This window comes from Curtobacterium sp. MCSS17_016 (assembly GCF_003234255.2).
Classification (GTDB): Bacteria; Actinomycetota; Actinomycetes; order Actinomycetales; family Microbacteriaceae; genus Curtobacterium; species Curtobacterium flaccumfaciens.
In genome coordinates this window covers 987,287-1,000,223 of sequence record NZ_CP126254.1, presented here as the reverse complement: position 1 = coordinate 1,000,223, position 12,937 = coordinate 987,287, and the positions used below count along the sequence as shown (strand labels likewise).

Below are 12,937 nucleotides of genomic sequence, written 5' to 3'. Positions count from 1 at the left end.
TCCAGGATCTGCCTCCCCGGGGAATCGGGTCGTCCGGAGATACGCGCCGGTGTGTCACACCCGCTCCCCGGGCGTCTCCGGGGAGGCATCTCGTACCCTCGTCCGGTGCCCACCACCATCGTCGCCCCCGGCCTGCGCGCCCTCGCCGTCGTCCTCTGGGTCGTGGCCGTCGTGCTCGTCCCACTGGCCCTGCTCGGCGGCGGCGCCCCCTGGCTCGTGCCGATCCCGAGCATCGCCGTCGCGTTCGTCGCCTGGGCAGCGCTGTGGCGTCCCCGGATCGAGCTGACGCCGGAGCACCTGCGCATCGTGGACGTCCGGCGGACCAGCACCTACACCTGGTCCCGCATCAGCGAGGTGCGCACGAAGTACGGCATCGAGGTGGTCACCAGCGAGGGCGTCCGCCGCGTCTGGATCGCGACCCGCCCGACGGCGCGTCTCGCCGCACACAGCGGTGACCAGCCGGGAGGCCCGGATCACCTGGACGTCGATGCTGCGGCCGCGCAGATGCTGGCCCACGTGCCCGCCCCGGCCGAGCAGGACGGCCCACCTCCGTCGACCGTGACGGCTGCGCCGATCACGCACCGCACCCACGGCTGGACGATCCTGGCGATGGTCGTCCTCGGCGTCGCGGCGTCGCTGGCGGCGGCACGGTTCTAGCGGTCACGCAGCAGAACGACACCCCCGACGTCGTGCGACGTCGGGGGTGTCGTTCGTGAACGGGGCGGCGACTACTTCGTGTAGCCGACGTCCTGCCACTTGACCGAGGACTGCTGGAACTGCGCCGGACCGTAGTTCACCAGGTCCTTGCGCACACCCCAGGCGTACGGCTCGGCGAACAGCGGGATGGTGCCGGCGACCGCGACGATCTTCTTGTCGATGGCCTGCGCGTCCTTGATGCGGGCATCCGGGTCGAGCTCGCCGTTCGCCTTGTCCCACGCGGCACCGAGCGAGTCGTCCGTCACGCCGGAGTAGTTCTGGCCGGCGTCGGCGGGGTAGTAGATCGACTTCAGCGACGAGATCGGGAACGGCGTGCCCTGCCACGCGAAGTACGTGGCGTCGAAGTCACGCGTCGTCGTGGTGATGTACTTCGTGAAGAAGTCGTCGGTGGGCACGGTGTCGATGGTCACCTTGAAGCCGGCGAGCTTGGTCTGCTGCTGCACGAGCTGCGCGACGTTCGCCGAGTTCGGGTTGTCCGACGGGATCACGAAGCGGACGTCGAGTTCCTTGCCGCCCTTGGTCGCGTAGCCATCCGAACCGATCTTCCAGCCGGCGTCCTCGAGCTTCGACTTCGCCTTGTCGGTGCTGTAGCCGTAGACGCTCGACACGTCGTCCTGGTAGCCCTCCTGACCGGGCAGGTACGTCAGGTTGTTGAGCACGTCGCCCGGGCTCTTCACCGGCGACAGGATCGCCTGGGCGATCACCTTGCGGTTGATCGCCTGTGCGAACGCCTGGCGCACGTCCTGGTCCTTGAAGACGTCCGAGGTGCCGTTCAGCGTGATCTGGCGCTGCGTGGTGCCGAGCGAGCGCTCGATCTTCGAGTCGGAGCGCGAGTTCGCCGTCTTGAGGTTGTCGGCGCTGCCGTTCAGGTTGAACGCGTCGAGCTCCTTGTTGCCGTACGCCTGGGCGACGCCGTCACGCGAGACCGTCTTGAAGACGATCGTGTCGAGCTTGCCCTCGTCACCCCACCACTTCGGGTTCTTCTCGAACGTGAGCACGCCGCCGTTGGCGTCGAAGGACTTCACGATGTACGGGCCACCGGACACGTAGGTCTTGCCGTCGGCTGCGTACGGGCCCTTGGCCCAGGCCTTGTTGAAGTGGTCCGGGGTGTCGACGGCCCAGTACGGGTAGATGGACCCCAGGACACTCGCCCAGTCGGCGTTGGTCTTCGAGAACGTCATGATGACGTCACGCTCGTCGGAGCCCTGCTTGACCGAGTCCACGTCCTCCCACACGTTGGTGGCGAGGGGTGCGAAGGCCTTGTTCGTGCCGTTCAGCGCCTTCCAGTTCGCGATGACGTCCTTCGCGCTGATGGGGGTGCCGTCCGACCACACGGCCTTCGGGTTGATCTTGATCTCGACGGTCTGGGGCGAGTCCTTGGTCAGCTCGACCGAGGTCGCGTAGTCCTTGTTCGCCTCCCACTCGCCGTTCTCCTTGAACTGGATGAAGCCGGGCAGGTAGGCCCCGGAGATCGTCTGGTCGTCGACGGTTCCGGAGTCGAGGTTGTTGATCTGGAAGTTCGCCGGTGCGCTGTCGATCGGCAGGGTGATCGACCCGCCGTCCTTGACGTCCGCGCGGTCCGCGACGGTCCAGCCGGTCGACTTCAGCGACGACTCGGCGACCGCGGAGTTGTCGCCGCCCGCTTCTCCGCCGCCGGAGCAGCCGGCCAGCACGACGGCAGCAGCCGCAGCGGTGGCCAGGACGGCGATGCCCTTGATCCTCTTTCGCATGGCGAGGATTCCCTTTCGTTGTGGTTCGCGCAGATCGCGCTGGACCGCGGCGGCCCCCGCCGTCGCGCCTGTTGGTTGAGAACCCTAGCCACATCCGAAGGCGGCACAAGGGTCTGTGCGATGAATCGAAACACGCTCGTAACGAATGTTGCATAGCGTCACTTCCGTTGTCCCACCCAGTCGCTCGAACGGCTAGCCTGTCGCCACCGACAACGCCGTCCGGTCGGACGGCCGCACCCAGAGGTCACGAACCACATGCTCGCCTTCATCGCAAAGCGGATCGTCAACTACATCGTCCTGACGATCGTGGCGACCACGCTCGGGTACATCCTCGCCAGCACGACGCTCAACCCGGCAGCCCGGTTCCTGGGGCGCAACCCGGCCGTGCCGCCGGGCACCATCCAGGCGTCGCTCCGCAAGCTCGGCGCCGATCCGGACACCCCGCTCCTCGTCCGCACCTGGGACTGGTGGGTCGGGCTGGTGACGCACGGCTCGCTGGGCATGAGCACCCGCGGCACCGAGGTGACGGCCGACATCATCGCCCGCTCCGGGACGAGCCTGCGGCTGCTCGTGATCGGCACACTGCTCGGCGCGATCCTCGGGGTGCTCCTCGGCGTCTGGAACGCGGTCCGGCAGTACCGCACCTCCGACCAGGTGTCGACGTACCTGTCGTTCGCTGTGCTCGCCACCCCGACCTTCGTCATCGCGGTCGTGCTGATGATCCTCGCGACCACGCTCAACCAGGGCGTGGGGACGCAGGTGATCCGGTTCACCGGCGAGTACACGCCGGGGGTGACCGGGTTCTTCCCGGTGCTCGGCGACCGGCTCGTGCACCTGTTGTTACCGACGATCTCGCTGACCATCGGCGCCGTCGCCACCTACTCGCGCTACCAGCGCTCGGCGATGCTCGACGTGCTGTCGAACGACTTCATCCGCACCGCACGGTCGAAGGGCCGCACCCGCGGCTCGGCGATCATGCGCCACGGTGTGCGGGTCGCCCTCATCCCGATGTCGACCTTCTTCGCGTACTCGTTCGGACTCATCCTGACCGGCGCGAGCATCACCGAGCTGGTCTTCAGCTGGCACGGCATGGGCGAGTACTTCGTCCAGAGCATCAGCAACAACGACATCAACGCGGCGTCGGGCACGATCCTCTTCACGGCGATCCTCGTGCTCATCGCAGGGACCCTCGCGGACCTGCTGTACGCCGCGCTCGACCCGCGAGTGAGGGTGTGACCCGTGTCTGTTCTCGACCCCACGACCACGACCACCGCCGGTGACCCCGGCGACGGCAACGCCGGGACGCCGGCGCACGTCATCGAGGTGAAGGGCGGCCGCACCCCGCTCTGGCGCAAGGTGTTCGGCACCTGGCGCGCACGCATCGGTGGCAGCGCCCTGCTCCTCATCATCCTCTGGGCGTTCCTCGGCCCGTACCTGTACCACTGGAACGCCGTCGACTCCGACGGACTGGCGTTCGGCATGCCGCCGAGCGCCGCGCACTGGTTCGGCACGAACGACATCGGCCAGGACATCTACGCGCAGACCCTGGTCGGCCTGCAGAAGTCGCTGCTCATCGGCCTGATCGCCGGTCCGGCAGCGACCCTGATCGCCGGCATCGTCGGCGCGATCGCCGGTTACTTCGGCGGCCTCACCGACCGGCTGCTCGTGTGGGTCATCGACCTGCTGCTCGTGATCCCGTCGTTCTACGCGCTCGTGCTGCTCAGCCCGGTGTTCAAGAACCTGACGTGGGTGGCCCTCATCGTCGGCCTCGCGGTGTTCAGCTGGATGGTGATGGCCCGGGTGATCCGCGGTCAGACGATGTCGCTCCGCGAACGCGACTACGTCAAGGCCGCCCGGTTCATGGGCGTCCCGGCGTTCACGATCATCCGTCGGCACATCCTGCCGAACGTGGCGTCGCTGCTCATCATCGACGCCACGCTCGGCGTCGGCGCCGCGATCCTGGCGGAGAGCTCGCTGAGCTTCTTCGGCTTCGGCATCCAGATCCCCGACGTGTCGCTCGGCACCCTGCTCGCCGCCGGCAGCCAGTCCGCCGTCACCCGCCCGTGGCTGTTCGTCCTGCCCGCCGCGACGCTCGTCGCGACCGTGCTCTCGACCAGCCTGCTCGGCGACGCCCTGCGCGACGCCATCGACCCCACCTCCGGAGCCAACCGTGACTGAGCCGCTGCTCACCGTGTCCGACCTGTCGGTCACGTTCAACCCGAAGACCAAGCCCGTCTACGCGGTCCGGGGTGTCGACTACTCGGTGGCCCCCGGTGAGTTCCTCGGCATCGTGGGCGAGTCGGGTTCCGGCAAGTCGGTGTCCTCGATGGCCGTGATGGGCCTGCTGCCGTCCTCCGCCCAGGTGCAGGGCAGCATCCGGTTCGACGGGCAGGAGCTCGTCGGCAGGAACGATCGCGAGATGTCGGCGCTGCGCGGCCGGGACATCGCGATGGTGTTCCAGGACCCGCTGTCCGCATTGACGCCGGTGTACACGATCGGCCAGCAGATCATCGAGGGCCTGCGCCTGCACGACCGCTCCCTCACCCAGCACGCCGCACGCACCCGCGCCGAGGAACTCCTGCGCATCGTCGGCATCCCGAACCCGGCGCGACGACTCGACGCGTTCCCGCACGAGTTCTCCGGCGGCATGCGCCAGCGCGCGATGATCGCCATCGCCATCGCGAACGACCCGAAGCTGATCATCGCGGACGAGCCCACCACGGCGCTCGACGTGACGATCCAGGCGCAGATCCTCGACGTGCTGCAGACCGCCAAGGACATGACCGGTGCGGCCGTCGTGCTCATCACGCACGACCTCGGCGTCGTCGCCGGCAACGCCGACCGCGTCGCCGTGATGTACGCCGGCCGGATCGTCGAGACGGCGCCGGTGCTCCCCCTGTTCCGTGAACCGGTGATGCCGTACACGATCGGGCTGCTCCGCTCGATGCCGAACATGACGTCCGCCCGCACCGAGCGGCTCGTCCCGCTCGACGGCCGCCCGCCCCTGCTCACGCAGAAGCCGACCGGCTGCCCGTTCGCCGACCGCTGCCCCGCCGTCATCGACGCGTGCCGCGACGGCGAACCCGCCCTCGTCGCACCGACGGTGCCGCAGAGCGCCGACAACCCGGTCCTGACCGGTGCCGTCCAGACGATCGGCAACGGCACCCTGCTCGACGACCACACCGCCGCGTGCATCCGTCGCGACGAGATCGCCGCGGGCACCCTCGAGCGCTCGGAGATCTTCCCCCGCCCCGAGGACGTCCCCGAGGCAGCGGTCGACCACGGCGACGAGGTCGTGCTCGAGCTGCAGGACGTCGTCAAGACGTTCCCGCTCACCAAGGGCGCGCTCTTCCGCCGGCAGATCGGCGAGGTGCACGCGGTGGACGGCATCTCCCTGACGCTCAAGCGCGGCCAGGTGCTCGGTCTGGTCGGCGAGTCCGGCTGCGGCAAGACGACCACCATCATGGAGATCCTCGAGCTCGCCGGTGCCCAGCACGGCACCATCCGGGTGAACGGCGTCGACACCGCCTCGCTGTCCAAGAAGGACCGTCTGGCCCTGCGCCGCGACATCCAGGTCGTGTTCCAGGACCCGATGGCGTCGATCGACCCGCGCCTCGACATCGGCTCGGTGATCGGTGAACCCCTCACCGTGCACGGCGTCGCGAAGGACGAGATCCGCCGGCGGGTGCGCGAGGTCCTCGAGCTGGTCGGGCTCGAGCCGAGCTACATCGACCGGTACCCGCACGAGTTCTCCGGCGGCCAGCGGCAGCGCATCGGCATCGCCCGTGCGCTCATCGTCGAGCCGAAGATCCTGGTGCTCGACGAGCCGGTCTCCGCGCTCGACGTCTCGGTGCAGGCCGGTGTGATCAACCTGCTCGAGGACCTCAAGCACCGCCTCGGGCTGTCCTACCTGTTCGTGGCGCACGACCTGTCCGTCGTCCGGCACATCGCCGACGACGTCGCGGTCATGTACCTCGGCCGCATCGTCGAGTACGGCGACGGCGACGCGGTCTTCTCGGACCCGCAGCACCCGTACACACGGGCCCTGCTGTCGGCCGTGCCGGTGCCGGACCCCATGGCCGAGGCCGCCCGCGGGCGCATCCTGCTCGACGGCGACCTGCCCTCCCCCACGGAGCGCATCGACGGCTGCCGGTTCCGCACGCGCTGCCCGCTCTACCAGCTCCTCGACGAGGGCCGGCAGGAGCAGTGCCGCACGATCGACCCGGGTCTCGAGCCCGTGCACGGCCGCGGTGTCGCCTGCATCCAGACCGACCAGGAGCACCTGCTCACCGAGCGGGTCGGCGCGGTCGTCTGACGACGCCGGTCACGCCGTGGACGTGACCAGCAGACGGACGGGAGGCCCGGTACCAGCTGGTACCGGGCCTCCCGTCCGTCGTGTGGTCGCGATCGTGAGCCGCGTCAGGCTCCCAGCCACAGGCTGAGCAGCGAAGCGGCGAGCAGCGCCAGCGCCGCTGCGCCGACCGCCAGGGCCGGCACGTCCCAGCCGCGCACGGGGTCGCCGGCGCCGGTGCCGTCGCGGTGCTCGGACCAGCGGTCGAGCAGCACCGTCATCTCGTCGGGCTGTCGCAGGACGGCCCGCTCACCGCGCCGGGCCGGCTTCGGCCGCGGCAGCGACGGACCGCCCCAGCACTGCACCTTCCGGCCGGCGACCGTCTCGATCACGATCTGCCAGCGGAGCCGGACGTCGGCGACGGCGTGCCACGGCACCACGGTGCGGCGGAGCGGGTTGACCACGGTGACCGCGCGCTCGTCGATGACGATGCACGGACGGTAGGTCAGGACCCAGAGCGCCCAGACGAGCACGGCGATCGGGCCGGCGGCACGGAGGACGACGTCCCAGCTCCCCCGGAACGCCGCATCGCCGAGCAGGAACAGGCCCAGGACGGCGACGAGGCCGGACGCCACCGCGCCCCCGCGACCAGCGCGGAGGACGACGGGGCGTCCGGCCTCGTTCGTCTCCAGGTGGATCAGCGTCCGAACTCGAACCCGGCGCCGGGGATGGCGGCCAGGAGGTCCTTCGTGTACTGCTCCTTCGGGGCGGCGAAGACCTCGTCGGTCGTCGCCTTCTCGACGATCTGCCCACGGCGCATGACGCACACGTTGTCCGCGACGAGGCGGACGACCGCGAGGTCGTGCGTGATGAACAGGTACGTCAGGCCGAGCTCGGTCTGCAGCTCGGTGAGCAGGTCGAGGATCTGCCCCTGCACGAGCACGTCGAGCGCGGAGACGGCCTCGTCGAGGACGATGACCTCCGGCTTGAGCGCCAGCGCGCGGGCGACGGCGATGCGCTGTCGCTGGCCACCGGACAGCTCGTTCGGGTAGCGGTTCACCATCGACTTCGGCAGCGCGACCTGGTCGAGCAGCTCGAGCACCCGGGCGCGACGCGAGGCCTTGTCGCCCACCTTGTGCGTGGCGAGCGGCTCGGCGATCGTGTTCCCGACGTTGTACATCGGGTCCAGGGAGCCGTACGGGTCCTGGAACACCGGCTGCACGCGGCGGCGGAAGTCGAAGAGGTCCTTGCCCTTCAGCGCGCCGATGTCGATGCCGTCGAACTGCACGGTGCCGCTCGTGATGCTCTCGAGCTGCAGCACCAGCTTGGCGACGGTCGACTTGCCCGAACCGGACTCGCCGACGAGCGCCGTGGTGGTGCCCTTCTGGATCGAGAACGACACGTCGTCGACGGCCTTGAGCTCGCGGGTGGCGAGGCTCTTGCCGCGCAGCTTGTAGACCTTCTCGAGGTTCTTCACCACGATGAGGTCCTCGGCCGGACGGTGCTCGCGCTCCTGGGCCCGGGCGATCAGCTCGGCGTCGTCGTTGCCGGCGTCGGCGATGTCGACGCGTGCGTGCTGCACCTTCGACTGGATGCGACGGCTGGCCAGCGACGGGGCCGCCGCGACGAGCCGCTGCGTGTACGGGTGCTGCGGGTTGGCCAGGATCTCCTTCGAGGGACCGGCCTCGACGACCTGGCCCTTGTACATCACGACGAGCTTCTCGGCACGCTCGGCGGCGAGGCCGAGGTCGTGCGTGATGAACAGCACCGAGGTGCCGAAGTCGCGGGTCAGGCTCTCGAGGTGGTCGAGGATGACGCGCTGGACGGTGACGTCGAGCGCACTCGTCGGCTCGTCGGCGATGAGCAGCTGCGGGCGGCTCGACAGACCGATGCCGATGAGCACGCGCTGGCGCATGCCGCCGGAGAACTCGTGCGGGTACTGCTTCAGGCGGGTCGAGGCGTCACCGAGGCCGGCTTCCTGCAGGACCTCGACGGCACGGTCACGGACGGCCTTCTTGCCGGTCGCCATGCCGTTCGCACGGATCGCCTCTTCGACCTGGAAGCCGATCGACCACAGCGGGTTGAGGTTCGACATCGGGTCCTGGGGGACGTAGCCGATCTCCTTCCCGCGGATCTCCGACATCTCCTTGTCGCTCAGCCCGACGAGCTCGCGCCCGTTGAACTTGATCGAGCCACCGGTGACCTCACCGGTGCCGGGGAGCAGCTTGATGATCGCCTGGGCGCTCGTCGACTTGCCCGAACCGGACTCGCCGACGATGGCCAGGCGCTCGCCCTGCTCGAGGGTGAGGTTGACGCCGCGGACGGCCTGCACGAGGCCGCTCTGGGTCTTGAAGCCGACCTGCAGGTCGGTGATCTCGAGCAGCGGGGCGCCGGAACCGCCGGTGCGGCTGCTGTTCGTCTGGGTCAGTGTCTCGCTCATCGGCGGGCCCTCGCCTTCGGGTCGAGCGCGTCGCGCACCACGTCACCGAGGAGCAGGAACGCGAGCACGGTGATGGACAGGGCTGCCGACGGCCAGAAGATCGTCGACGGGTTGGTGCGGATCGACGTCTGGGCGGTGCCGATGTCGAGGCCCCAGCTCAGGGCCGACGGCGGCAGCCCGATGCCGAGGAACGACAGCGTCGCCTCGGCGACGATGAACGTGCCGAGCGACACGGTCGCGACCACGATGACCGGAGCCAGCGAGTTCGGGATGACGTGGCGCACGAGCGTCCGGAACCGGTTGACACCGAGCGCCGCCGACGCCATGACGTAGTCCGCCTGCTTGGCGCTCAGCACGGCGCCACGCATGATGCGGGCGATCTGCGGCCACGCGAACGCAGCGAGGACGAGCGCGACGGTGATCGCGTTCCGCGCGGGGATGACCGACATGATCACGATCGCCCCGAGGACGGTGGGGATCGAGAAGAAGATGTCACCGATGCGGGACACGATCGTGTCGAGCCAGCCGCCGTAGAAGCCGGCCAGGGAACCGATCACGATGCCGACGATCGACACCAGGATCGTCGCGACGATGCCGACGATGAGCGAGTTCTGGGCTCCCCAGATCACGCGGGCGTAGACGTCCGAGCCCTGACGCGTGAAGCCGAGGATGTGCCCGGCCTCGGGTCCGCCGTCGCTGTTGTCGAGGTTCGACGCGCGCGGGTCGACGTGGGCGAAGAGCCCCGGGAAGACCGCGACGACGATGATCAGCAGGATCAGGATCGAGGAGATCCAGAACGTCGGGCGGGTCCGCATGGACTCCCAGGCGTCGGTCCACAGGGAACGGGTCTTCTCGTCCTCGTTGACCTGGTCGACCGCCTGCAGGGGGGTTTCTTCGAGCGGGGCGACGTAGTGCGTCGCCGAGCGGGGTGCGGCGTTACTTGGCATAGCGGATCCTCGGGTCCAGGACGGCGTAGAGCAGGTCCACCAGGAGGTTGGCGAGCATGAAGATGATGACCATCACGGCGACGAAGGAGACCACCGTCGGGCCTTCGCCGAGCTTGACGGCGCGGAACACCGTGCCGCCGACACCGTTGATGTTGAAGATGCCCTCGGTCACGATCGCGCCGACCATCAGGTTGCCGATGTCGACACCCAGGTAGGTCACCACGGGGATGAGCGAGTTCCGGAAGATGTGCACGCCGACGACACGACGACGGGGCAGGCCCTTGGCCGTGGCGGTGCGCACGAAGTCGGCGCTCATGTTCTCGGCGACGCTGGCCCGGGTCAGTCGCACGATGTACGCGAACGAGACCGAAGCGAGGACGATCGCCGGCAGGACGAGTTCACTCCACGGGGCCTCGCCGGACACCGTGACCCGGAACAGCCCGAGCTTGATGCCGAAGACGTACTGCAGCACGAACCCGACGACGAAGGTCGGCACCGAGATGAGCAGGAGCGACACGACGAGCGCGGTGGCGTCGAACAGCTTGCCCTTGCGCAGACCCGCGATGACGCCGACGACGATGCCGGCGACGGCCTCGAACACGAGCGCGAGGATCGCCAGGCGCGCGGTGATCGGGAAGGCCGATGCGAGCTGCTGGCTGACCGGCAGACCCGAGTAGGTCACGCCGAGGTCGCCGCGGAACACGCCGCCGATCCAGAGCAGGTACTGCACGATGAACGGCTTGTCGAGGTTGTACTGCTGACGCAGCGTCTCGATGACCTGCGGCGACGGCTGCCGGTCGCCGAACAGCGCGGCGATCGGGTCGCCGGGCAGCGAGAAGACCAGGAAGTAGATGAGGAACGTGGCCCCGAAGAACACGGGGATGAGTTGCAGGAGGCGCTTGCCGAGGTACCAGAGCATCAGATCACTGCCCGGTCCGGAGCGATGTCGATCAGGTTCATTGTGGTGAGGGGTGGACGGTCCGAGGGTCGGCACGGATGTCCGGTGCGGGAGGGCGCCCGCTGTGTGGGGGTGTTGCCACCGTGGTACGGGGGTTCGGGGACCTGTGCGGTCCCCGAACCCCCGTCCGGTGATCGCGAAGCAGGATACCTGCTCGCGCTTCGGTCTCTAGGAGACCTGGATCAGTTCTTGACCTCGATGTCGTAGTACAGCGGCACCGAGTTCCAGCCGAACTTGACGTTCGACACGTTGTCCGCGTTCCAGACACCGGTCACGTTGGAGTACCAGAGCGGGATCTCGGGCAGGTCCTCGAACAGGAGTTCCTGTGCCTGGTCGAAGGACTTGTTGCCCTCTTCGACGGTCGCAGCCGAACGGCCCTTGGCGAGCAGCTCGTTGTACTCCTTGGAGTCGTACCGCGAGTAGTTGTTCGACGAGCCCTCACCCATGGTCGGGCCGAGGAAGTTGTACAGCGACGGGTAGTCGGCCTGCCAACCGGTGCGGCTGCCGCCCGTGAGCTTGTCGTTCGTCTGGAGGTCCAGGGCTTCCTGGAACGTCGGGATCGCGTTGCCCTCGGCCTTGATGCCGAGCGTGTTCGAGATCGAGTTCGTGACCGCGGTCACCCAGGCCTCGTGGCCACCATCGGCGTTGTACGTGATGGTGAGCGTGTCGTCGTACTTCGAGATCTTGTCGGCCTCGGCCCAGAGCTTCTTGGCCTCGGACTCGTCGTAGTCCAGGACGTCCGAACCGTCGAGGTCGTCGTTCCAGCCGGCGATCACCGGGGAGGTGAAGTCCTTGGCCGGGGTGCGGGTGCCGTCGAAGATCTTGTCGGTGATCTGCTTGCGGTTGATCGCCATCGAGACGGCCTCGCGACGCAGCTTGCCCTCTTCACCCTTCCAGTGGTCGAGGTAGTAGGGCAGGTAGATCGCCTGGAAGATCGCGGCGGGCTGGTTGACGTTCGAGTCCGGGAAGTCGGACTTGTAGGTCTTGAACGCGCTGTCCGGCACGGCGTCGAGGACGTCGAGGTTGCCGCCCTGGGCGTCGGAGTACGCGGTGTCCTGCGAGGCGTAGAACGTGATCGTGAGACCACCGTTCTTCGGCTTGCGCTTGCCCTCGTAGTCCTTGTTGGTGACGAGCTTGATGGACTGGTTGTGGGTCCAGGCCTTCTTGCCGTCGAGCTTGTACGGACCGTTGCCGATCGGGTTCTCACCGAAGGCCTTGGTGTCGTCGTAGAACGCCGACGGGAGCGGCACGAACGCCGAGTAGCCGAGCGACAGCGGGAAGTCGGACTGCGCCGACTTCAGCGTGACGGTGAACTCGTCGTCGTCCACGACCTTGAGGCCGGTGAGCTCGGAGTCCTTGTCGGCGTTGTAGCCCTCGATGTTCTCGAAGAAGTAGCTGGCGCCCTGGGCGTTCGACTTCTGGGCTGCCCAGTTCCACGCCTTGGTGAACGACTCGGCCGTGACCTTCTCGCCGTTGGTGAAGGTGTAGCCGGTGTTCAGCGTGATGTCGAACGTCTTCGAGTCATCGGTGTCGATGCTCTTGGCGACCTCGTTGACCGGCTTGCCGTCGGCGTCGTACGAGACGAGGCCCTCGAAGAGCGAGTCGATGATCTTGCCGCCACCGGTCTCGGTGGTGTTCGACGGGATCAGCGGGTTCTGGGGTTCGCTGCCGTTGGTGGTGACGATCCCGGACGCGTTCGCCGAGCCCGAGCCACCCCCGTCGGAGCTGTTGCTGGAGCAGGCGGTCAGGGCGAGTGCTGTGGCCCCGAGCACGGCGAGGGCGGAAAGCCCGGCGCGCTTCTTGATCAAGGTTCCTCCTGGTGCATGGGACGCGCAGGGCACAGCGGTGTCGCCC

Annotated in this window: 10 protein-coding genes; 4 read left to right on the top strand and 6 right to left on the bottom strand. The window is 68.2% G+C overall.

Features of this window, described 5'->3' with window-relative positions; translation table 11 throughout:
- Positions 1-105: 105 nt before the first annotated feature.
- On the top strand, positions 106-657 hold the full coding sequence (locus DEJ19_RS04890) for a PH domain-containing protein (protein ID WP_181441540.1): 552 nt from the start codon (positions 106-108) through the stop codon (positions 655-657).
- A gap of 71 nt (positions 658-728) precedes the next feature.
- Here the strand turns inward: DEJ19_RS04890 and DEJ19_RS04885 are convergent, their stop codons facing one another.
- Positions 729-2,447, bottom strand: coding sequence for an ABC transporter family substrate-binding protein (locus DEJ19_RS04885; protein WP_111233335.1), 1,719 nt, complete (start codon positions 2,445-2,447; stop codon positions 729-731).
- Positions 2,448-2,702: 255 nt separating this feature from the next.
- On the opposite strand from DEJ19_RS04885, the gene DEJ19_RS04880 reads away from it, so the two are divergent.
- The 3 genes from DEJ19_RS04880 to DEJ19_RS04870 are packed head-to-tail and all read left to right on the top strand — an operon-like array spanning position 2,703 to position 6,762.
- Positions 2,703-3,683: an ABC transporter permease gene (locus tag DEJ19_RS04880; protein ID WP_110864437.1), complete on the top strand. Its 981-nt coding sequence runs from the start codon at positions 2,703-2,705 to the stop codon at positions 3,681-3,683.
- 3 nt (positions 3,684-3,686) lie between these two features.
- On the top strand, positions 3,687-4,625 hold the full coding sequence (locus DEJ19_RS04875) for an ABC transporter permease (protein ID WP_071404170.1): 939 nt from the start codon (positions 3,687-3,689) through the stop codon (positions 4,623-4,625).
- Positions 4,618-6,762: a dipeptide ABC transporter ATP-binding protein gene (locus DEJ19_RS04870; protein WP_110864436.1), complete on the top strand. Its 2,145-nt coding sequence runs from the start codon at positions 4,618-4,620 to the stop codon at positions 6,760-6,762. The genes DEJ19_RS04875 and DEJ19_RS04870 overlap by 8 nt, the downstream gene beginning before the upstream one ends.
- 104 nt (positions 6,763-6,866) lie before the next feature.
- On the opposite strand, the gene DEJ19_RS04865 is transcribed toward DEJ19_RS04870, so the two are convergent.
- From DEJ19_RS04865 to DEJ19_RS04845, 5 genes are all read right to left on the bottom strand, one after another.
- Complete coding sequence (locus DEJ19_RS04865) at positions 6,867-7,373, bottom strand: PH domain-containing protein (protein ID WP_111233336.1); 507 nt, start codon at positions 7,371-7,373, stop codon at positions 6,867-6,869.
- 62 nt (positions 7,374-7,435) lie between these two features.
- The gene (locus DEJ19_RS04860) at positions 7,436-9,178 is read right to left on the bottom strand and encodes a dipeptide ABC transporter ATP-binding protein (RefSeq protein ID WP_071404173.1); all 1,743 of its coding nucleotides are present in this window, start codon (positions 9,176-9,178) and stop codon (positions 7,436-7,438) included.
- On the bottom strand, positions 9,175-10,125 hold the full coding sequence (locus DEJ19_RS04855; protein WP_071404174.1) for an ABC transporter permease: 951 nt from the start codon (positions 10,123-10,125) through the stop codon (positions 9,175-9,177). The genes DEJ19_RS04860 and DEJ19_RS04855 overlap by 4 nt, the downstream gene beginning before the upstream one ends.
- A complete protein-coding gene (locus tag DEJ19_RS04850) occupies positions 10,115-11,044 on the bottom strand; it encodes an ABC transporter permease (RefSeq protein WP_027464553.1) in 930 nt (309 codons plus the stop codon). Before DEJ19_RS04850 ends, DEJ19_RS04855 begins: the two co-directional genes overlap by 11 nt.
- A 221-nt stretch (positions 11,045-11,265) precedes the next feature.
- Positions 11,266-12,891, bottom strand: coding sequence for a peptide ABC transporter substrate-binding protein (locus DEJ19_RS04845; protein WP_110864434.1), 1,626 nt, complete (start codon positions 12,889-12,891; stop codon positions 11,266-11,268).
- Positions 12,892-12,937 lie beyond the last annotated feature (46 nt).

Bases quoted from the DNA above. Each gene is read 5' to 3' on its own strand.
- DEJ19_RS04855 (WP_071404174.1), bottom strand. From the start codon at position 10,125: ATGCCAAGTAACGCCGCACCCCGCTCGGCGACGCACTACGTCGCCCCG.
- DEJ19_RS04885 (WP_111233335.1), bottom strand. From the start codon at position 2,447: ATGCGAAAGAGGATCAAGGGCATCGCCGTCCTGGCCACCGCTGCGGCT.
- DEJ19_RS04880 (WP_110864437.1), top strand. From the start codon at position 2,703: ATGCTCGCCTTCATCGCAAAGCGGATCGTCAACTACATCGTCCTGACG.
- DEJ19_RS04850 (WP_027464553.1), bottom strand. From the start codon at position 11,044: ATGCTCTGGTACCTCGGCAAGCGCCTCCTGCAACTCATCCCCGTGTTC.
- DEJ19_RS04860 (WP_071404173.1), bottom strand. From the start codon at position 9,178: ATGAGCGAGACACTGACCCAGACGAACAGCAGCCGCACCGGCGGTTCC.